The 18,687-nt window shown below is 60.6% G+C and carries 21 protein-coding genes and 1 pseudogene; 9 read left to right on the top strand and 13 right to left on the bottom strand.

What is annotated here, in order from left to right; translation table 11 throughout:
• Positions 1-6: 6 nt before the first annotated feature.
• Genes IB232_RS21515 through IB232_RS21505 form a run of 3 tightly spaced genes read left to right on the top strand, consistent with a single transcriptional unit; the run spans position 7 to position 5,731 of the window.
• A complete protein-coding gene (locus IB232_RS21515; RefSeq protein WP_192400606.1) occupies positions 7-1,893 on the top strand; it encodes a PcfJ domain-containing protein in 1,887 nt (628 codons plus the stop codon).
• 37 nt (positions 1,894-1,930) lie between these two features.
• Entirely contained in the window at positions 1,931-3,022 is a 1,092-nt protein-coding gene (locus IB232_RS21510) for a DUF5677 domain-containing protein (RefSeq protein WP_192400605.1), read from the top strand.
• A 39-nt stretch (positions 3,023-3,061) separates the two neighbouring features.
• On the top strand, positions 3,062-5,731 hold the full coding sequence (locus tag IB232_RS21505) for an LPD23 domain-containing protein (protein ID WP_192400604.1): 2,670 nt from the start codon (positions 3,062-3,064) through the stop codon (positions 5,729-5,731).
• Here the strand turns inward: IB232_RS21505 and IB232_RS21500 are convergent.
• From IB232_RS21500 to IB232_RS21450, 11 genes are all read right to left on the bottom strand, one after another.
• A complete protein-coding gene (locus IB232_RS21500) occupies positions 5,728-6,258 on the bottom strand; it encodes a hypothetical protein (RefSeq protein WP_192400603.1) in 531 nt (176 codons plus the stop codon). The genes IB232_RS21505 and IB232_RS21500 overlap by 4 nt on opposite strands.
• Positions 6,259-6,280: 22 nt before the next feature.
• The gene (locus tag IB232_RS21495) at positions 6,281-7,552 is read right to left on the bottom strand and encodes a hypothetical protein (RefSeq protein ID WP_192400602.1); all 1,272 of its coding nucleotides are present in this window, start codon (positions 7,550-7,552) and stop codon (positions 6,281-6,283) included.
• An 18-nt stretch (positions 7,553-7,570) separates the two neighbouring features.
• Positions 7,571-7,912, bottom strand: a complete 342-nt coding sequence (locus IB232_RS21490; RefSeq protein ID WP_192400601.1) for a hypothetical protein — start codon at positions 7,910-7,912, stop codon at positions 7,571-7,573.
• Between the two features lie 62 nt (positions 7,913-7,974).
• Complete coding sequence (locus IB232_RS21485) at positions 7,975-9,072, bottom strand: hypothetical protein (RefSeq protein WP_192400600.1); 1,098 nt, start codon at positions 9,070-9,072, stop codon at positions 7,975-7,977.
• 2 nt (positions 9,073-9,074) lie between these two features.
• Positions 9,075-9,317, bottom strand: a complete 243-nt coding sequence (locus IB232_RS21480) for a hypothetical protein (protein ID WP_192400599.1) — start codon at positions 9,315-9,317, stop codon at positions 9,075-9,077.
• 27 nt (positions 9,318-9,344) lie between these two features.
• Complete coding sequence (locus IB232_RS21475; protein ID WP_073666219.1) at positions 9,345-9,770, bottom strand: TraR/DksA family transcriptional regulator; 426 nt, start codon at positions 9,768-9,770, stop codon at positions 9,345-9,347.
• Positions 9,771-9,786: 16 nt separating this feature from the next.
• Positions 9,787-10,398, bottom strand: coding sequence for a hypothetical protein (locus IB232_RS21470; protein ID WP_192400598.1), 612 nt, complete (start codon positions 10,396-10,398; stop codon positions 9,787-9,789).
• A 332-nt stretch (positions 10,399-10,730) separates the two neighbouring features.
• A complete protein-coding gene (locus IB232_RS21465) occupies positions 10,731-11,273 on the bottom strand; it encodes a hypothetical protein (RefSeq protein ID WP_192400597.1) in 543 nt (180 codons plus the stop codon).
• A gap of 18 nt (positions 11,274-11,291) precedes the next feature.
• Positions 11,292-11,858 (bottom strand): hypothetical protein, encoded by a 567-nt coding sequence (locus IB232_RS21460; RefSeq protein ID WP_192400596.1) that lies wholly within the window; start codon positions 11,856-11,858, stop codon positions 11,292-11,294.
• 2 nt (positions 11,859-11,860) lie between these two features.
• Positions 11,861-12,418: a hypothetical protein gene (locus tag IB232_RS21455; protein WP_192400595.1), complete on the bottom strand. Its 558-nt coding sequence runs from the start codon at positions 12,416-12,418 to the stop codon at positions 11,861-11,863.
• A 2-nt stretch (positions 12,419-12,420) separates the two neighbouring features.
• On the bottom strand, positions 12,421-13,374 hold the full coding sequence (locus IB232_RS21450; protein ID WP_192400594.1) for an OmpA family protein: 954 nt from the start codon (positions 13,372-13,374) through the stop codon (positions 12,421-12,423).
• 130 nt (positions 13,375-13,504) lie between these two features.
• Between IB232_RS21450 and rdgC the strand changes: the two are divergent.
• The 4 genes and pseudogenes from rdgC to IB232_RS21435 form a co-directional block, all read left to right on the top strand.
• Positions 13,505-14,422 (top strand): annotated as a pseudogene (gene rdgC, locus IB232_RS21445) (recombination-associated protein RdgC); the annotation flags it as partial.
• Entirely contained in the window at positions 14,408-14,659 is a 252-nt protein-coding gene (locus IB232_RS23630; RefSeq protein ID WP_318652305.1) for a DNA translocase FtsK, read from the top strand. The pseudogene rdgC and the gene IB232_RS23630, both read left to right, overlap by 15 nt.
• 14 nt (positions 14,660-14,673) lie before the next feature.
• Complete coding sequence (locus IB232_RS21440; RefSeq protein ID WP_318652302.1) at positions 14,674-15,177, top strand: hypothetical protein; 504 nt, start codon at positions 14,674-14,676, stop codon at positions 15,175-15,177.
• Complete coding sequence (locus tag IB232_RS21435) at positions 15,174-15,662, top strand: hypothetical protein (protein ID WP_192400592.1); 489 nt, start codon at positions 15,174-15,176, stop codon at positions 15,660-15,662. The genes IB232_RS21440 and IB232_RS21435 overlap by 4 nt, the downstream gene beginning before the upstream one ends.
• Positions 15,663-15,698: 36 nt before the next feature.
• Here the strand turns inward: IB232_RS21435 and IB232_RS21430 are convergent, their stop codons facing one another.
• A complete protein-coding gene (locus IB232_RS21430) occupies positions 15,699-16,001 on the bottom strand; it encodes a hypothetical protein (RefSeq protein WP_225592470.1) in 303 nt (100 codons plus the stop codon).
• Between the two features lie 175 nt (positions 16,002-16,176).
• Complete coding sequence (locus IB232_RS21425) at positions 16,177-16,779, bottom strand: 3'-5' exonuclease (protein ID WP_225592469.1); 603 nt, start codon at positions 16,777-16,779, stop codon at positions 16,177-16,179.
• Between the two features lie 75 nt (positions 16,780-16,854).
• On the opposite strand from IB232_RS21425, the gene IB232_RS21420 reads away from it, so the two are divergent.
• Both IB232_RS21420 and IB232_RS21415 read left to right on the top strand, forming a co-directional pair.
• Positions 16,855-17,862: a hypothetical protein gene (locus IB232_RS21420; RefSeq protein WP_192400590.1), complete on the top strand. Its 1,008-nt coding sequence runs from the start codon at positions 16,855-16,857 to the stop codon at positions 17,860-17,862.
• A 174-nt stretch (positions 17,863-18,036) separates the two neighbouring features.
• Entirely contained in the window at positions 18,037-18,639 is a 603-nt protein-coding gene (locus IB232_RS21415; RefSeq protein ID WP_192400589.1) for a hypothetical protein, read from the top strand.
• Positions 18,640-18,687: the final 48 nt, after the last annotated feature.

The following is an 18,687-nucleotide window of genomic DNA, read 5'->3' as shown; positions in this document are numbered from 1 at the left end:
TAAGGCATGCTGCTGGATGGAGCGGTGTCGGAACTGGTTGCCCCAGGTAGTTCTCCGGCGGCGTCCGGGAATGATGCAGTCGTCGCGGTGGCGAACACATGGGCTGACCATTTCAATGTCAAGCCCGGGAAGCGCGAGCAATTCATCGAGCGCTATGTCCGCCGGGTGCGTGAGCACCGTTTTTGGGTTTGCTCCGGGGATATTGGCGGTCAGCGCTACACAGCGTGCCGGCTGGGAGAAGTTCTCTTTTTCTACGATGGCGTGACTGTTCAGGCGCGATGGCTGGCAGGGACCAGGTTCACAACCGAAGGTGACCTGGGCTGCTGGGGCGGTCCTATTCATACCCGGGTGAAGGCTCCCACGGTGTCTCCATCCGGACAGTTAGTAGGTCAACTGCTCCGGAGGCTGAAGCCTGTCTTCGCGAAGAAGATTCCCTGCGCGGCCGTCTTTGACAGCATGACGACCTTCAGCAAGGATTTCCGCAAGCTCGCTTACGCCGAGGCCGCGGGCGATATCGACTACTGGCCGAACGACGAGAAGAGTCGTGATTGTCGCTATTCGCGACCGCGTGCGGCTTTCTACACCCGTTTGGGTGCCGGGACGCTCAAGCGCTTTCTTGCTGAGCTCGACCCTGAGATCGTTCGAACTGTGCGGAGCATCGGGTGCCCGAGTTTCACGCTGTACAACTGGATCGCCGCCGGAGATGTCCAGCGGCGAATCCAGGCTGTCCGCGCGTATCCGCTTCTGCTGCCCTTCCTGATCCTGCGGTGCGAGCATCGCGATAAATGCTACGACCGGGCGCCGGTGACTGCGCCCTTTGGCATGGCCCCGCTTTCGATGGGTGTTGGAGAACTGGTTGACCGCGGCGAGCGGATCCAGGCGCTGTTGGCAGAGTTTTACGAATGGCCGGAGCGGTCAATCAAGGCGGTGGGCTCCTTCGCGCTTCACCAAACTGGCGCTGTCCTGAACTTTATCGGGCGTCAGGGTTGGGACTGCATGCTGTCGCCAGTGCTGCATGCGACGCTCTTGGGCAACAAGCGTCCCAAGAGTAAGGCGGAGTGGGCTGTTTGGTATCGCCTCTATAGCTACCTCCCTGGCGCGCTACTGCGCCCAGTTAACGCAGAGCGCTGGCCGGCTTTCCTTGCGGGATGCCCCGAGTGGAATTCGCCGCAGTGGGAAGATCTGGTGTCGAGGGTATACGACCTCCGCGACCTCGGCCTGCACGATCAGTATGACTATGACGACCCTGACGAACAGTGGCTCTACGATCCGGAAAGGCGCCAGACGTTCACGATTCCGGCCTGGCCTCTTCGGCGCTTCCTGAATCTCAGCGCGCAGTGGCACGAGGCGCGTGATCAGCTCGTGCGCGAACTGGCCAAGGCCGACGAAGAGGCTGCGGCGAAAGGTGATCGCGCATGGACTGCGATGCTGCCTGCTGGCCTGGTGCACGAGGCGACCGGTGTCGAAGTCGTCGAGTTAACCCTCCCCGAGGAGCTGTTCCTGGAGGGGCGTGCGCTGCGCCATTGTGTGGATGGCTACAGCGACGCCTGCTACTCGGGCCGGAGCCGTATCGTTTCATTCCGTAAGGACGGGCGATCGCTCGCTACCGCCGAATTCCGCCTCAAGCCCTGGAAGAACAAGCCTGCTATCGCGCACCTTTACTGCGCTCAGCTGCGCGGTAACCGCAATGCCTCGATTCCTGAATCCAGCGATGCCGGCCGAGCCTACGCCTGGCTGATGAGGCAGATTCGCGGTCGGAGGATCCAGACAAACCCCGTGTGGCCGGATGTGCCGTACAGCCTGCGGCCGGTAAGGATGCGTGATCGGGATGCGCAGGTCAGAAAGGAAATGCGGGTATGGATGGACAAGCGAATAGGCGAGATAAGGGATTAAGCATGGAAAATCGAAATTTTTTTGAGGGCTCTGCTCAATGAAAGCCTCGCTTGATGGCAGGGTTCTTTTCGAAGAGCTCGAAGAGTTCTATCCAAATATGCTCGCAGTCCGCAACGATGAAGCTATTTATCATCGGCTACTCCCGTATATATGGGAGCTTATAAGATATTCGCGAGAAATGTGCCACATGGATGGAGGGTATACAGAGCCAAACGTATTTTCTACGCCGGTTTTGCATTTAATTAGCTCATCGGCAGAGGCGTTGGAAGGGGCTGTCCGGTGCTATGAAGCTGGTCTTTCTTCTTCTGTCGCAACTCTTGCGAGATCATGCCTAGAAAAAGCTGCGAGCGCATATTATGCATCTGGCGGCGGATTGGACGAAAATATTATAGGGGAAACCAATTATAAGGAAGCCATCACAGAGCGACGCATGGCGACCATGAGTCATATGGTGAATAGGTTTCGTTTGCAAGCCAGTGCGTATCCTGAATTATCTCCCCGATGGTTGGAAATAAATAGCATCTGCGATAGCTTGGGAAAAGAGCTCGAAAAAGTGTCTGGCAGAAAAAAGCATGTCTATCCAGATTCAGTAAGAAAGCTTTTCAAGAACTGTGGGTTGGGGTCGTTGTATGCAGCCGGTTATTCTGATGCTTGTCTGGCTGCCCATTACGATTCTGAGAAATTTTGCATTGCTTATAGTCAGCACGGGATGGATCTCGAAGTTTTCGCAATGGCCGGCGTGAGATTAATTGTCCAGGCATCCTATGTTCTCGCAAGTTGCGTGCGTGCAGCGGATATTCTTGCTGAAGACGAGATTGAAGTCTGCGAAAATTTGCGTAGAAAAATGGAGGCATCAATTAAGCAATTGAGCGTATCCGAAGATAAAACGATAGCACGGTTCAAAAGATGTTTAGGGTTATGGGTTAAAGGATATAAAATTTATCGAACGGAAGCTGGATTCATATTTGCCGTAAGGCAGCATGATGATCATGTTGCTATAGCGTTTTCTACGAAGGGACTGCGGGTGCTTCCGAGCGTTGATGATTTGGCATCAATCAAGATTTACAATGCCAAGATAGAACAGTGCAAAATGTCGCTCTTAGTACGCTACCGTTTAGTCCCATCATAAGTCATGGATACTCTGTTGCTTGCCTAATGGAGCTATCGCATGCGCAAACTGGATGAATTGAACGACTCGTTTATAGGCGGGCGAAAAGCATCTGAAAGCCTGTTGGCGATGTTTTTTGATGCGGAGTATGCGGCCGCGAGTGCCTTAATATGGCAGTCGCTAGTACGCGCTAGTGTCGCTATCTGGAATCGCGAAAATCCCGACAATCCGACCACCATTGAGGCCTGGGCCGCGCGCTACCCGGTCGAGATTGTCAGCGAACGCTCCACCGACTTTCAGCCGGGCGCCAGGGCGCTGTCCCAGTTCGCCGGCGCGCGAGCTCGCACTGCTGACCTTGCCCGGCTTTCACTTGCGCAGGAGGCGGAGGCCTCGGGCGTACCGGCCGAGCAGATCCGTCTGCAGACAGGCTGGCATCGAGGTGTCGATCGCGCTTGGCGATTCGAACTCGACGACTCCGAGGCCTGCCTGGGGCCCCAGGTGCTACAACGTCAGCAGCAGGCATCCGCCGAACTGAAAGCCGCACTGGCGGCGCTCAACGCCCGTGCCGATCAGCTGCGATCGCAGGTGCGTGTGGGCGAGTTGTCGCCGGAAGCCGCTGAGCAGGCCTATGAGGTGGCGCGTGCACCGGTGCTCGTGCTCCAAGATCGACTGCAGCCGTTGCTGGCGATCGCGCCAGGTGCAATGCGCGGCCTGGCCGCCGGCGCAACGCGGCGCTTGGATGAGGTGCTCTTCCATCCAGCGCTGTTTGCGGCCTATCCCGAGTTGGCCGCGCTTGAGGTCCGGGGCTTCGACGCGGATCCGTTCGACGAGACGCAGGGCTACTTCGACGGCCGCACGCTGCACGTTCGTGTGAGCGGTACGACGGCCGATCACCAGCTGGATGTGATCATCCACGAGCTGCAGCACGCCATCCAGCACATAGAGGGCTTCGCCCCCGGTGGGATGGTCGAGTATTTCAAGGACATCTCCCTGGTTGAGCCGCAGACGGCGCCGATCACCAAGCGCCTGCATGAGCTGCTGGATTCCGACCCCGAATTCGGGAGACTCAAACGCCTGCAGCATCGAACCTTTTCGTCGATCATCGGCGCCTACGGCACCGACGAGGCGCGTGGGCGTGCCCTGGACTGGGACCAGGTGCCGGATGCCGAGCAGCAGGCCTACTTCGCCCTGGGTGAGCAGCTGCAGGCCTTCGAACAATACTGGGAGTACATGGATCTCGAAGACCAGCGCAGCCGCATCGAGCGCGACAGGCCGGTGCTGAGCGCTGTTGAGCAGTACCGGCGGCTGGCGGGAGAAGTAGAGGCGCGCAACACGGTTTCGCGTCGGCGGCTCGATGCGGCCGCACGGCAGGTAACCCCGCCAGAGCAGACTGAAGACATCGCGCGTGACTTGCAGTCCGTCGATATCCCCGGGCGCCGGCCGCGCCTGGCGGCCGACCAGGCCCCAGATGGCGTTCGTGTGCTGTCACAGTCTGCAGCCCTGCCGGCGGCTGCGCTGCGCGAGATGAACTTGCAGCGCTGGAGCACGGAGCGCCCGGCGCTGCGCGCGGCCGATGGGAGCCTGCAGGTGCTGTATCACGGCACGCAGGCGGGCGATGCCCTGACTCACTTCATCCCGGGTGGCGTCGATGGCGTTCAGCTGACCGGTGATGCATACGGCGTGGCCAGCTACTTCACTTCCAGCCCGGGCGAGGCCAGCGCCTACGGCACCGACGGCGCGGTATTTCCGGTCTATATCCGCGGCGAACTCCTGGACCTGGCGGCGCCCGAGCTGCCGGCCGAGGAGGTGGCTCGTCTGAGCGCATTTGCCAACGAGGTGCTGCTGCCGGCCGATCGCGCCCGCTTCCCGGTCGGGCGGTGCGAACGCCGCTTCACTGAGGAGCAGCTGGAAGATGCGAAGGCCTTCTTCCAGTCTTGCCGCGATAGCTGGCAGCGCCTGGGGGATGGCATGGAGCGGGCCAGGCCTGAGGTGGACAAGGATGGTGATGAGTTCCTCGTCCGGTTCACGGACTTCGATGCCCAGGTTGAGATCCGCACCGGTGAACAAGCGCACACGCTGTTCAAGGCGATCGGCTGGGACAACCTGCCAGCCGCTGGCTATGACGGCATGGTGATGACGCGCGAAGGCGGGCAGCGGTGGGTCGTCATGCATCGGCCAAGTGGCAACGTGAAAAGCGCGATCGGCAACTCGGGCGAGTTCAACGGCTTCGACCCGCACATCCTCCACCAGGTGGCCGGTGGAGGTGTCGAACGAGGTCAGATCCGCTTTGGTCGAGACCTGTCCTTCCAGATTGTGCTGTTCGAGCATGCCGACGCTAGCACCTTCATCCACGAATCAGCGCATGCCTATCTGGAGATCCTCCGCGATATGGCCGCGCGTACTCGCGCGGCTGATTCGCAGCTGCGAAGGGACTGGCAGACCGTCAAGGGATGGCTCGGCGTGACAACCCTTGGTGATGACGAACCCATTCCTGAACAGGCTCACGAGCAGTTCGCCCGCGGTTGGGAGGCTTACATGCGGGAGGGTATCGCGCCGAATGACGACCTGCAGGGCGTCTTCGAGCGCTTCAGCGAGTGGCTGTGCGAGATCTACCGGTCGATCCGGGATCTGTTTGTCGAGCTGACACCAGAGGTGGTGGAGGTCATGGATCGGATGCTCGATGCCGGCCTCGATCAGCCGGCTTTCGGGGATGAGATCAGCTTGGGCTAGGGGGAAGGCGAAAGGCAGATACTTTGGCCGGTCGGCTCCGGCCAGGCGTAGCCAGGTTTGGGCTCATCGTAGTTCGCGCAGGGAACGCCGGCTTTCTCCTCTACCGCGGCATGAAGTGCGGGCATGTGGGGGAGCAGCCAGTCAGGGTAGGGAAGGAACGCCCTGACGTTCTCTGGGATCTCGGCGCACATGTTCCCTTCGCCCCAGTTGTCGTAGACGATGATGCCCAGATTGCTGAAGGAGACCGTCGCGTAGAAACAGTGGCAGCTGGTGGACGAAATACCTCCATCAGCAGGGTCTCTCTGCTGCGAAGCGAGCATGAAGGGCTCGTCGACCACTTTGTAGTGGCTCAGCAGCGCATGGCTGATCTGCTGCAGTGCGTGCTCCCAGGTGCAGTGCTCCTGCCCGGTCAGGGCCTCAGTCTGTTCCCGGCTCAAAGGGAACTCTTCCTTGTTTTCAGTCAGCGCCGTTGCCCATTTCCGCATTGCTTCGCGCACAGCGGCACTTTGCTCGCCAATTCTTCTCATTCGGTGCCTCCGGCTTGCTTGATCAGTAGGGGGAGGGTGCTTCGAGATAGAGCGCAGGCTCGTTCTCTAGAAGCCTTGCGGCGATCGCGTCGCACGTCACCACCAGGCCCGCTTCATCTGCGAGCTGCGTCAGCACCGGGATGCAGTAGCCCTTCTGGCGAACGGCTTCAAGTAACTCGATCCCCTGTGTGCAGTGCAAGCGGCCGGCGGCATCGAGCACAAACGTGGAGTCGTGCTCCAGGTTGCCGACCTTCAGGCCCCAAGTCAGCGCCTCGACGCGCGCCGGATCCGGCGTCTCCGCCGGCACCGATACCTCGCCCAGGGCGAGGCTATCCAGCGTGGTGGCCACCATGATCGGTGCATCGCCAGGACGGCCGGCGATCGCCTGATCGAAGCGCTCCTGGTGAGCGGAGATGACCTCCGCAGGTACTTCATGGCCGAGGGCGAGAGCCCGGACGGTCTCGCTGAAGTGCCACTGGAGCAGATCCTCGGTGAGGTACTGCTCAGCGGTGCGCGGCCAAGTCGACGAAAAATCTCGATGCCTTGCCGGGATCACCCGGACAGCGCCTGCTTCATGCAGGGCCTTCATCGTGCTTGCCGAGAACCCGATCGAGGTGTGGCCGACGTTGCCCATGATGGGCGACTGGCAGAAGTCATGGATGCGAACCGCCTCTTTGTCGGCCTGGAAGGCCTCCTTGAATGCGTCGACCAGGTGATATTGCGGATTGGTCAGGTCGGGGTCTTCGCCGGTGCTGAAGTCGTGGGCTGCCGCTTCATCTGGGCGGGGGATCATCACCAGGCGCCCATACGGTGTGGCCGCCGCGGGCACCGCGACATATCGCCTGCTGCCGTCCGGCATCTGCTGGAATGAGGTCTTCACACGAAAATTTTCGTTGGCGTAGCCGTCACCGACGTAGCCGAGCCCTTCAAGGTAGCTACGGACCTCCTGAAAGGTGACCTTCTTGCCGGAGCTCCAACTCTGGGCCCGGCCGATGTGGTCCTTCTTGTGCACCGTCGCCGTGGCGCCCAGCTGCTGCGCCACGTCCCAGGCGAAGCTCTGCTCGTCAGGAGGAACGGGAGAGTCAAGTTGGTGGCTGCTGATGCTGAAGCCGATGCTGGAGTACCAGCTTGGGATGTAGATCTGCGCGATGAGAGGCTGTTCAGCTGTCCAGAACACCTTGTCGTATCCGCCAGGGCGCGGCACAGGGTTTTGCCAGGGCTCGCAACTGCCGTGGAACAGGGCCGTCTCAGCGAATTGGAGTGGGGTCAACAGCCAGGGTTGGGAAAAGCTCATGGGGGCACCTTGTGGCAATCAGAGGCCGTAGGCCGGCGCGGGATCGGGCTGGTACGTTTGATCCGCTTCCGCCTGGTACTGCTCGACCAATGCATCGAATGCGATCTGCAGGAGCGGCTTGTGATCCTCGGCCGATTGCTCATTGTCCATCTGGTCGAAAGCTGTGACGGTATCGAACCAGGTGAAGAAGGCCTCGAAATTCTCGAATGCGAGCAGCTGGCGGACGCCTTCGTCATGGCCATCGGCATCGAGCAAAGCCTGAAGCGATTCGATCATCTCCTCAAAGGAGGGGAGGGGCTCATCGGCGGGGATCTGTGCGGCCGCGGCCTCATAGGCTTCGCGGTAGCGAACGTCAGACATGGCGACTCCTTTGGTCAGAAAGCACAGGAGCGGCACATGGCCGCCCCTGAGGTTCGTGGTGGTTAGCGAGAAGGGCCGGCAGGCTGATCCCAGTTGTCTGGGATGAAGTCCTTTGGTCGATTCCAGTCTTCCGGAACCGGTTCGTTCGCCATCAAGGTCTCGGCTTGGTGGCCGAACATCTTGCCCTGTTCGACGATCGCGTGGCGCTTGTCCATGGACTCGGAATGGAGATCCAGGGCGCGTTCGGCGTTCTGCTTGGCATCGGCCAGTCGGCGCTCGATCTCGGCGTTGCCTGGATCGTTGCGCAGGTCGGTCTGCAGCATGTAGACGATGTTCTGCGTCTCACGCAGTTGACGCTCGGTATGGCCGAACTCGGCGCGCGAGGCTTTCTCGCTACGCGTCCAGTCTTCGAAGGCGGCATCCACATTGCTATGGGTCTGGGTGATCGGGACCGAACTGATTTGCAGCAGGCTCATCAGATCGGTGCCGGCCCGAGCAGACTCGGAAGGGTTCTGAAGCGCCTGAAGCTCGGTCTGCTTCTGCTGCAGCTTGCGGGTGTTGTCGGCGATCTGCGACTCGAAGTCCGCGATGAGGCTCGGATGAACGCCCGGGGTGCTCTTGGCCTTGTCGAGGTTGGCTTGAAGGCCGCGACCCACGTCCTTGGCAAGTTGAATCTCCCATTCGAGATCCGAAACTTTCTCGTCGGCCGGGCTGCGCGCCGCGGCAGCGGCCGGAGTCGCGGTCTCACCGGCTTTGATCAGGTCGCCGAGCGGCGTCTGGTTATTGGGTCGGGCGCTGGCTTCTTTCAGCGCCGAGGTCAGCTTGCCGAGCACGGTTACGGCCACGGCGAGGGCCGGGGCCAACACGAATGCGGCTTTCATCAGAAAGCCAGACTTGGCGTTATCGTTGCTCAGCAGGCTCTGCACGAAGCCCGCCTTGCTGCCATTGCTCAGCTGGTCCTGCAGCAGCGTCAGCCCCTTCCGCTTGAAGAGGTCGACCAGTGCATTCGAGGTGGTGGACTTGTCCGGGCCATCCGGAGAGATGAGGTCGGCGCCCTTGGCTACCAGGCCCTGGAGTCGAGGGCTGTCTTTGAAAAGGCCAGACATCCGATTGAAGATGGCGCGGCTGCCGGTGTTCATCAGGGATTTCGTGATGCCCATGGTCAGGCCTCCTGTGCTGCGGTCTGTTCAACCAGGTCGCAGAACTCGTCGAGGTTGACGATGGCGGCGACCACATCGGGTTCCTCGTCAGTAGTGCTGTCGGCTTCAACGCCTTTGAGCAGCGCGGTGTAGCCGGCGATGTAGCTCAGGCTTTCAGCCTTCGATTCATCGGTCTCGCTGCTGCCCTGGATGAGCTCAGCGCAGCGCTCCAGTCGCTGAAGGCGTTTTGCGGTCTCGATTTGCATGGTTCGCTCCTTGAGGTTACTGCTGGGTTAGGCCGCGCCGCGGATCTTGTAGTGATGGCGCTCGCGTGCTTCCTGGCGTTGCTTGGCTTCGATGCACAGCGTGGCGGTGGGGCGCAGCAGCAGGCGCTGCAGGCCGATCGGCTCGCCCGTTTCCTCACACCAGCCGTAGCTGCCGTCGTGGATGCGCTCCAGCGCTTTGCTGATCTTGCGGCAGAGTTGCTCATTGCGTTCGGCCTGGCGCAGCGCGTTGGTGCGTTCTTCTTCGGAGCTGGCCCAGTCGGAGATGTCCGCGATGTTGGGACGGTCCTGCATGGTTTCTCGTGCGTCGTGGTGACGTTGGCGCGCTTCTTCCAGCTCGGACTGCAGAAGGGTCTCGAAGAACTTCAGTTGGGTTTCCGACATGTACTGATCGGCCGGCATGGCGAGCAGCGCTTCGCGGGTGAGGGTCGACATGGGAGGCGTCTCCGTATCAGTGTGGTGAGGCCTGGCCCAACTCTTCGTTGAACAGGCAATCAGGTTCAGGGATTGGTGTATGAAGCAAGGCCGCCTGTGGTTGCCGCTGCAGCTCCTCGCAGAATGCTTCCAGGGCACGGAGCAGAACTTGTCGGGATTGCGTGGACGTAGCGGCGCCCGGAACTAAGTCCTCGATCACCTCACTGGCGACCGTCAGGGCGCGGTCACCGCGGCGGGTGCGAAGGCAGGCGCTGAGCTGATCGGCGAGGTGAGTCGATGCGAGTGCTTGCTGCAGGACTCCTTTCGCCGCTGTACGGGCTTCGCGGCTCGGGTAGCTGCCCAGGCCAGACAAGTGGAAGTTCACTTCGAGAACAGCATGAGGGACCAGATCTTCGTTGGCGGCAACGTGCTGACCCAGATCCGCCGGGTAAGCGACGTTCTTCTGGAAGTCGACGTAAACAACCTGCCCCCTCAGCCCCTCTGGCGTGTGGCCTGCCGCAAGCGCCTCGTCCGCAAGTGCTACGCCAACCGGCTGGTCGTCATTGAGCACGACCAACTCTTCAAATTCGGTGAGAGCGCCGGCTTGGTGCTGGTTGCTTCCTGGCAAGTATGCGCTGGGTTGCCTCATTGCTGCTCCTGCGGGCTTCTCGCATGTTTACAAATAGGATTGCGGTAATATAGCAGCGTTGTTTGAGATAAACAAAGCCATAAAGGCGGCCAGAAATTACCACTAATCCAACAAACACCCTGTGGCGTCCACCCATCCCCTCTGTTCAACCAGGTAAATAGAGGTGGTGGGGAGGATGAGCGAACATAGTTGGATTAGTGGTAATCCCTTCCCTGGCCCGGGCGGGCGCCCGGGGATTCGATGTCGTAGGGTGTATGGAGTAAAGCGAGGCATAAAAGCGCTCCGATGGACATAAAGGCGCATCGCTTGGCATAACAATGCGCGGAGATGCATCAGATTGACGGCCCGGCCGAATCTACGAGTTCAATGGACCGCTCCTGTAGAAGGATCTGCCCGGCGAGGAAGTCCGCGAATGCGGCCCCCATGCCGCTGCTGCTGATGAACTGGTGCATTTCCTCGGCGTAGTCCGCTGGATCGATGCGGCGCCCACGAAAAATTTCGTCGGCCGGCGTGTCCGGGCTCATGCCTTCGGCTTTTGCGAGCAGCTGCAGGTTGACTCGGCCGTCCCCGCGCGTGCGGATGACCTCGCACCACACATGGCCCACGCCATTGGCGGCGAACCAGTCCCGCTCAGCTTCGGGCATTGACTCCTCTTCACCCTCGGCGAACAACTCCCACGCGGTTCCCCAGCGAGCCAGATCGGTTTCGCTCAGTCCTGGCAGCGGCCGTGGAACACCGTCGTTGAGGCCTGGCTTTGCCTGGCACATGGATCTGAAGTCCGCATATTCGGCGTCGAGCAGGTAATCGGTCAGCGCGGTGACGTTGGGTGTGCGAGCGGCTGAAAGTGCCGCTGCATGGTCGATTTGATTGCTCATGTGGTTCGTCCTCGGGGGCTACAGGCCGCTGGGAAGTGGCTGGTGGTCGAGATCGATCTCTTCCTCTCCCGGTGGAATCATGGAGTCGGCGAAGAGATCCATGGCGCCGATCCAGTTTTCGAGGCTGTGCCCGACGTTCTGCTCGGCCTGTTCGAGGGATTCATAGGGGCCGCCCCAGACCCCGGAGCTGCTATTCCCCCAGTCCGTGCACTGGAGGGTGGAGTAGTACACCCGAATACCTTTCTCGATGCGCGATCCCACCGCGTAGTTGCCTCTGTGTTGCTCGTCGAGGCTGGTGACTGAAGGGCTGACTACTTCGACCTGGATGCAGGCTTCTTCGGCGGCAAGGATCGCCATGGTTTGAGCGTCACGCTCGGCCAGGGATTCGCTGGAGTAAGGCTCGGTGCTCCAGCGAAGTTCGAGCGGCTCCCCTGGCCGAGACTTCTCGATGCCTGGGAAGAAGCGGTCTTCGATTCGGCCAACGAGGGGGACGACGTTCGAGCCAGGCGCAGCGTTGCCGCGCACGATTCGGTCTTGATAGAGGTTCGGCACATTCCGCGGGCTGTAGGAAGAAGGCTTGCGCATTGTCAGTGCCTCGCCAAGTCAGGGCAGGTGGAAGGTTCCGGATCGCTGTTCTGCCAATCCCGAAGCGCTTCTTTGGCACGGGACTCTGCCTGCGCTCTTGACTCGAACGGTCCCTCCCAATCCGGCTCCCCTGGGTCTCCGCCTTGATACGAGATTTGGAGGGCGCAATAGTCCGCGGACTTGCCGGCCTCATGGAGGATGCCCAGTAGGTACTGCGCCTCATATAACCCGTCATCGCTGGAGTTCCAGCTGCCGAAGGAAGCTATTTGAACTGAAGGCTCTTCGTCAGCAGCGCGCTTGGCTTCCTCGTCATCCCAGGCGCGGTTGTACCAGCCGAGGGCCAAGTCCTCGGCTTCCTCTTCGGCCAAGGATTCGCGAGAAAAGCGCTCAGTCGCCCAGCTGATCTCAGCTGGGCCCGCTGGCGATGCTTTCTGGATGCCCGCATAGAACAGGCCACCAATTCGACCCACTACGGGAGTCGCCACTGCGTCAGCTACCTGGAAAGCTTCGCCGTGTCTGATGATGGTCGGCTCGGCAGTTGCCGTTCTGGGACTGCGCATGATCAGTACCGTCCGTAACTGTCGTATTGGTAGTCGCGGATGGTGCTGTTGACCTCGCGAGTCGCCTCCTGGGTTGCGCCTCGTGTAGCGGTGGCCATGCCGGAGCGCAGCCCCGCGGTCGGGCCGTTGGTGATGGCTTGCGAGATGCCCTGCAGCAGGGAGTTGCTCAGGATTCGCGTCGAGGCACTCGCGGTGTAGGGCGCCTGATATACAGGTGCCGGCGCGTACTGGTAGCGCTGCTGAGTTTGGGCAGGCCGGTACTGCTGCGGCTGCTGGTACTGCGTATGGGGTTGCTGTTGATAGCCCGGCTGCACTGCGCCGACGGCTCCAGGTGTCACGGTCATCTCGACTCGACGGTTGGCCGCACGCCCCTGGGCATTGTTGTTGTCGGCGATCGGCGCGCTGTCGCCTGCGGCCAGGACGGTCAGGCGAGCAGGTTCCACGCCTTGGCTCTGCAGGTACACCGATACAGCGTTCGCGCGCAGCTGGCTCAGCTGCAGGTTGGACTGAGGCGTGCCGGTTGCATCGGCATGACCGGTGATGATCAGGCTGCTGCCCGGGTAGCGCTGCAGCGAAGCAGCCACTTCGTTGAGCGCCTGCTGTACCTGGGGAGTGAGTCGGTAGCTGCCGGTCTCGAAGGTGATGCTGTCGGGCAGAACGAGGTTGACCTTGTCGCCGTCGCGCTTAACGGTGATGCCGGTCCCAAGCATCTTCGAGCGCAGCTCGGCTTCCTGCTTGTCGACATAGAGGCCGTAGCCGGCCCCGCCTGCACCGCCCAGCACGCCACCCAGAAGCGCGCCCTGGGCGCGGTTGTCATGGTTGATGACTGCGCCGGCGACCGCTCCGGCAAGCGCGCCGATGCCGCCGAACTTCGCGGTGTTCTGGTAATCCTGCGGGATGCTGGAGCAGCCGGTGAGGATCGTGAGCATCAGGGCAGGGGTGATGAGCTTCTTCATTGGAGCGGTCTCCGCGCGTGTTTGATGGGCAGAATTTACGCTTCGCTTGCGCTTTAGTCCAATGTTTTGCTATTGATATTGCGTTAGCAAACATTCAGGGCGAATAAGCCCGCACCGAAGGGGATACACCATGTGGTTCCGCAACCTGCTCGTTTACCGCCTGACCCAGAACATCAACCTCGACGCCGAGGCTCTGGAAGTAGCGCTGGCCACCAAACCTGCGCGCGCCTGTGCCAACCAGGAGTTGGTGACCTACGGCTTCGTCGCTCCGGTCGGGAAGGGACCGGATGCCCCGTTGGTTCATGCGACCAATGGGTTCCTGCTGATCGCGGCCCGTAAGGAGGAGCGAATTCTGCCGGGCAGCGTGGTGCGCGATGCGCTGCAGGAGAAGGTCGAGGAAATCGAAGCCGAGCAGATGCGCAAGGTGTACAAAAAAGAGCGCGACCAGCTGAAAGACGAGATCGTCCAAGCCTTCCTGCCTCGCGCGTTCATCCGCAAGAGCGTCACCTATGCCGCAATCGACGTGGCCTCCAACCTCATCTACGTCGATGCCTCCAGCACGAACAAGGCTGAAGACATTCTGTCTACCATGCGCGAGGCGATCGGCTCCCTGCCTGTTCGCCCGATCAGCGTCAAAATCGCCCCGACAGCGACGCTGACCGATTGGCTCAAGACCGGCCAAGCCAGCGAGGGCTTCTTCGTCCTGGACGAGTGCGAACTCCGTGACACCCACGAGGACGGCGGGGTGGTCCGCTGCAAGCGACAGGACCTCACCAGCGAAGAAATCCAGCTGCACCTCTCCTCCGGTAAGCAGGTCACTCAACTGGCGATCGCCTGGAGCGACAAGCTGTCCTTCGTGCTCGACAGCAAGCTGACGATCAAGCGCCTGCGCTTTGAAGATCTCCTGCAGGACCAGGCCGCACAAGACGGTGGCGACGATGCTGCCGGCCAGCTCGATGCAAGCTTCAATCTGATGATGCTCACGCTGCGGGAGATGATGCCGCTGCTGCTGGAGGGTTTCGGCGGCGAGGAGATCCCGCAGGGCCTGGGCACCGAAGCGCCGGCATCCGTTGAGACGGACGATCCGCTCTACGACCAGGCTGTTTCGTACGTCCTGACTTCGCGTCGAGCGGGGGTCTCGGCTGTGCAGCGTAGCCTCAACATCGGCTACAACCGCGCAGCACGCTTGCTGGAGTTGATGGAGGCTGCCGGCGTCGTCAGTGCAGCTTCAGCCGAGGGCAGCCGTCGTGTGTTGATGGCGCCGCCGGCGGGTCAGGTCGCTTAAAGAGGATCAGCCCTGTGGACTGGCAAGCTCAGTGCGGGATCAAGAAGATCGTGCAGGAGGATGGCTACGGGTGTGGAGCCGCCTGTCTTGCGATGGTTTCCGGGATCACCTACGCCCAAGCGCGGCAGCAGTTCGTCGAACTGGGCCTTGGGGTCCGCAGGTCAGGGCGTCCACCATTCTCGACATCTTCCAGCGAGATGCGCATGGCTATCGCGAATGCTGGATTGCTCCTGGACCCGCGCCGTTGGCGCGGGTGGAGCCACTTTGAAGGGTTGGGCGTCTTGAAAGTTCGAGACGACTGGAGGGGCGCTATTGGGAGGTGGCATTGGGTCGTTGCGTTTAGGCACCAAGTCTATGGGGTCACGATATTTGATCCCCACTCGCATTTCCCGACGTTCTCCAACATCCCGCCCGATGAGTTATGCATGCAATTTGAAATCTATGAGCCCAAGGGCGAATGGCTCCAAGTCGAACAGAAGTTCGCGCTTTCCCTACCTTCAGTGGAGCCAGTGAAATGAGTGTGCGAGACGATGCCATCGTGCTCGATGAGTTGCGCTCGAAGGTGTACCAGGATCTTCGTCACCTTTCCTTGCGAATGCCTGTCGGCGTGAGCATTGAATCATGCACTATCGCTGGTCAGCCCGCTGGCCAGGGTTCGCTCTTTGATCCTCCGGCAGCGGATGCTGTTGCCGGTTACGAGTGGCCGCCGGGTAGCGGGCGGTGCCTGACGGTTCAGCAGCTGATCGACAGCTGTCCCGTTGGCAGAGAGGGAGATCAGGTCCCGGTCACGGGGCTCGATCGATACAACAAAGGCGCCCCTTTGGCGTCGGCGCGGATCTTGGCCGTCAGCCTCGGGCACCTGGAGGACATTTCAGATGACGAGATCCACGCTGAAGGGTATGCGAACTGGACGGAGTACGCGTTCCACTGGAACCAGCGCTATCCGAAGGCTCCCTGGGATCTGAACCCGCTGTGCTGGATTATTCGGGTTGTCCAGGGGTGAAGAAAAAGGCCGGCTTATAGCCGGCCTTTTCCGTTGTCACTGCTTTGCCAGTTCCTGCTCGAACGCGTCAGCAAGCTCGTCGTCGGTCACGTAGTCCGGGATCATGTTGCCCAGGCCCTGCATTGCGCGGCCGCACTCAGGGGACCCATGGCGAAGGCCATCGGAGAGTGCCGGCTTGAGCATGTTCACCGCGCCGACAAAGCCAGTGTACTGGCCAACAGCATGCCCCTCGAAGAAGCCTTGCTGTCTGCCGATCTCCAGGCCTTTGGCAAAGGCCGCTTTAGCCGGTTCAAGCGCATAGCGATCGAACAGTTCGTCAGCAATTTCGTCTGGTGTCATAGGATTCTCCATCAATTTCAAGTTGGATTGCGCCCCGATGCATCAGCGTAACCCAGCTTGCATTCAGGCCTTGAAAGCATAGCGCCATGACTTGCGGCCGCCCAGCGCGCGGCGCGCGGGATGCTCTTTTCAGCCCAGGCATTGCATCGCAATGCCTGGGACCCCGCGGGAGCGCTCAGGCTGCGCCTGGTGCAGTTCCATTGTTGCTGAGCGCTTGAAGAAGCTGCCCTGCTTGAGCCTCAAGCATGCGGATGGCCACGCAGCCCACATTGCGTGCATCGTCGATGCCGCGATGATGAGTGCCAATCCATTCAAGCTGAAGCTGGCGGACGGCCTGACGTAACCCCACTGCCTTGGATTTGTGTTCCTTGGCGAAGCATCTCTTCAGGTTGATGTGTCTCGCCGGCGGCAGGAGCGGCGCAAGACCATGAAGCTGCCCGTCCTTGATCAGCTGGTTTCGATCGTAGTTCCCCCAGGAGCACCAGAGCCACTCATCTCCGAAGGGCTGGAGGAAGTCATTGACGGCGGCAAGGGCATCCGAATACCCCGGGGCCGAATCCACATCCCGCTGAGTGATCGTGGTGAGCTCCATGCAGAAAGGGGTGAGTAGCGGCCTGATTGTCGGCCGTATGAAGCTGTTGAATTCAGCAACAGGCTCGCCCTTGGCCAGGTCAAGCATGACGGCGCCGATCTCGATAGCTTCCATGAACTGTTCGAAGCCTGGACTGCTGTCGCAAGTAGCCTCCAGGTCCACGCACAGCAGGTAGCGTGCCCCCATTCCCATATCCTAGATGCCTATAAACGTGTACTCTCAGGCTAGCAATAATACACAAAGATCAACGGATTCGATCAGATGGCTGCGGTGGATACGGCCCGTGTAGACCAGGTGGCGATAATTGAGGTGCTTGAGCAGATCGAGCGCTTCAAGTCGGCGCTGTGCGCGTGGAAGGCAGCCCACCAGGAGCTGTTTGCCGGCGCTCAGGCCGACCACCGGGGCGGCTGGATTTCCGGTGCCCATGGCCTTCAGCCGTTCCAGCCGAACGAGGCGATTCCTGATGATCTGCGCCGCGCGCTATGTGGACTTGAATCAGACGAACCAAGCTTCTTCCGCGCCAGCGGTCCTGTTTTTGTTGGTGGTGAGCTAGCAAACCTGGTGCAGCAAGCCCACCAGGCCCGTGTTGACCTCGATGTTACCAGCAGGCCGCTGCGCCGATTGCGCGCTGGCTTGCTGGCACGCCTTCCACAGGGAGGGGAGGTCGGTGGCGGCAATCTGCAGCACTGGCTCAAGCTCAAGCCGCACCAGAGCATATGGCGCGCAGTCACTGCGACATGCGGGGTTCCCCGCCTGCAGATCAGATATGCGGTTCGGCCGCTCCTGCTTGTCGGCGCGCAGCCGGTTCTTCCGCGCAAGGCCTCGTTCAGTCTCACCCCGCACCGGGTCATCAGCCGCCGGCATCCCGAAAAGGTTCTACGGGCACTCGAAGAGCAGCTGGAGTCCGCTGATCGAGTGGATGCGGCCAGGCGAGACCTTGCACGTTTGGCGTCTCTGCTTCGCGCTCCAGTTCAGCCAGACCTGGCCTACATCTACAGCGGGGACATCATCCACCATGTCAACTTCACCTGGGGCGAGGGCAGCCGTCGCAAGGTGAAGACATCGCTTCCGCTGTTCTGGTGCGGTACGCCGATAGACATCCCTCCGCCGGATCCGGCAGCCGTACCTCGGCGCCGCCGGTCGGATACCAAGTACAGCAATGTCCCGATCTTGGAAACCCTGCCGATATACGCCTCCATCAAGGGTGTCGATAGGTTGAGCAGTTCCCCTGCACAGCTGGTCGACCGCCCGGTCACTAATTCCGACTAAAGTCGGAATGACAGAGCGGCATGGGTCGACTTCGTTCAATTCGGCGGTTTTACAGCGCCAAACATTTGTAACAAATCGAATTTTTGAATTTATAAGCTTGTTAGAATGTGAGACAGTTCGCAGGTGGCAAACAGCCATCACTGTCCGCTCCTAGCAGTTTTGAAGCGCCTCTTTATGGATAAAGTATTACCGGTCAGCACCAGGGCCTGGCGCGAAGCTGCTGAACAGCGCTTTGCGAATGAAACAAGCTCTTCCGCACGTTTCACCGCGTACACCAATGACAACTGGATTGCCGCAGAGCCCCCTCTGAAGGCATCGGGAAGCTGCTGGGGAAATGTCCTGGTGCAGTCTCCGATTGCTGATGAAGCGCCGCATGATGCCTGGCCGTCTATTCGCTTCCTGTCGACTTCCGGCACCGTTGTATGGGTGTCTCGCCCAGATGAGCACGGCATCGGCCTGAAGCTGCACGACGATGAGTCGAAGGAGTTTTTCGTCTCTTTGCCCGTGGCGCATGACGCATTCGCTTTCGGCGAGCGGATATCCATCGTGCATGCTATTCACCCCGCCACGGCGCCATTGCACCTGGCCAGCGTGAATCTGACGAAGGGGGAGTGGTGGGAGCACCAAACGTCTCGCGGTGTCGCCAACTTCTTCGACGTTGACTCGCCGGCCTTCAGCGATCGGATGGATGCGCGCATCCGCGATCTGATCGGCTCGATGGCGCCTGGGGCGCCGATGAAGTTAGTTGGGGCCCGAGCCAATCTGCGACTCGCCTGAAGAGCAAAGGCCAGGGATACCTGGCCTTTATACGGCTCGCTACGAACG

Origin of the sequence: Pseudomonas sp. PDM15, from assembly GCF_014851565.1 — a bacterium.
Taxonomy (GTDB): domain Bacteria; phylum Pseudomonadota; class Gammaproteobacteria; order Pseudomonadales; family Pseudomonadaceae; genus Aquipseudomonas.
This window is presented reverse-complemented; position numbering and strand designations above follow the sequence as displayed.

Excerpts from the sequence above, each read along its gene's own strand:
- IB232_RS21495 (WP_192400602.1), bottom strand. The coding sequence starts at position 7,552 with ATGAGCTTTTCCCAACCCTGGCTGTTGACCCCACTCCAATTCGCTGAG.
- IB232_RS21415 (WP_192400589.1), top strand. The coding sequence starts at position 18,037 with ATGGATAAAGTATTACCGGTCAGCACCAGGGCCTGGCGCGAAGCTGCT.
- IB232_RS21460 (WP_192400596.1), bottom strand. The coding sequence starts at position 11,858 with ATGCGCAAGCCTTCTTCCTACAGCCCGCGGAATGTGCCGAACCTCTAT.
- IB232_RS21430 (WP_225592470.1), bottom strand. The coding sequence starts at position 16,001 with ATGACACCAGACGAAATTGCTGACGAACTGTTCGATCGCTATGCGCTT.
- IB232_RS21435 (WP_192400592.1), top strand. The coding sequence starts at position 15,174 with ATGAGTGTGCGAGACGATGCCATCGTGCTCGATGAGTTGCGCTCGAAG.
- IB232_RS21480 (WP_192400599.1), bottom strand. The coding sequence starts at position 9,317 with ATGCAAATCGAGACCGCAAAACGCCTTCAGCGACTGGAGCGCTGCGCT.
- IB232_RS21420 (WP_192400590.1), top strand. The coding sequence starts at position 16,855 with ATGGCTGCGGTGGATACGGCCCGTGTAGACCAGGTGGCGATAATTGAG.
- IB232_RS21490 (WP_192400601.1), bottom strand. The coding sequence starts at position 7,912 with ATGTCTGACGTTCGCTACCGCGAAGCCTATGAGGCCGCGGCCGCACAG.
- IB232_RS21425 (WP_225592469.1), bottom strand. The coding sequence starts at position 16,779 with ATGGGGGCACGCTACCTGCTGTGCGTGGACCTGGAGGCTACTTGCGAC.
- IB232_RS21475 (WP_073666219.1), bottom strand. The coding sequence starts at position 9,770 with ATGTCGACCCTCACCCGCGAAGCGCTGCTCGCCATGCCGGCCGATCAG.
- IB232_RS21465 (WP_192400597.1), bottom strand. The coding sequence starts at position 11,273 with ATGAGCAATCAAATCGACCATGCAGCGGCACTTTCAGCCGCTCGCACA.
- IB232_RS21470 (WP_192400598.1), bottom strand. The coding sequence starts at position 10,398 with ATGAGGCAACCCAGCGCATACTTGCCAGGAAGCAACCAGCACCAAGCC.
- IB232_RS21515 (WP_192400606.1), top strand. The coding sequence starts at position 7 with ATGCTGCTGGATGGAGCGGTGTCGGAACTGGTTGCCCCAGGTAGTTCT.
- IB232_RS21485 (WP_192400600.1), bottom strand. The coding sequence starts at position 9,072 with ATGGGCATCACGAAATCCCTGATGAACACCGGCAGCCGCGCCATCTTC.
- IB232_RS21455 (WP_192400595.1), bottom strand. The coding sequence starts at position 12,418 with ATGCGCAGTCCCAGAACGGCAACTGCCGAGCCGACCATCATCAGACAC.
- IB232_RS21510 (WP_192400605.1), top strand. The coding sequence starts at position 1,931 with ATGAAAGCCTCGCTTGATGGCAGGGTTCTTTTCGAAGAGCTCGAAGAG.
- IB232_RS21505 (WP_192400604.1), top strand. The coding sequence starts at position 3,062 with ATGCGCAAACTGGATGAATTGAACGACTCGTTTATAGGCGGGCGAAAA.
- IB232_RS21450 (WP_192400594.1), bottom strand. The coding sequence starts at position 13,374 with ATGAAGAAGCTCATCACCCCTGCCCTGATGCTCACGATCCTCACCGGC.
- IB232_RS21500 (WP_192400603.1), bottom strand. The coding sequence starts at position 6,258 with ATGAGAAGAATTGGCGAGCAAAGTGCCGCTGTGCGCGAAGCAATGCGG.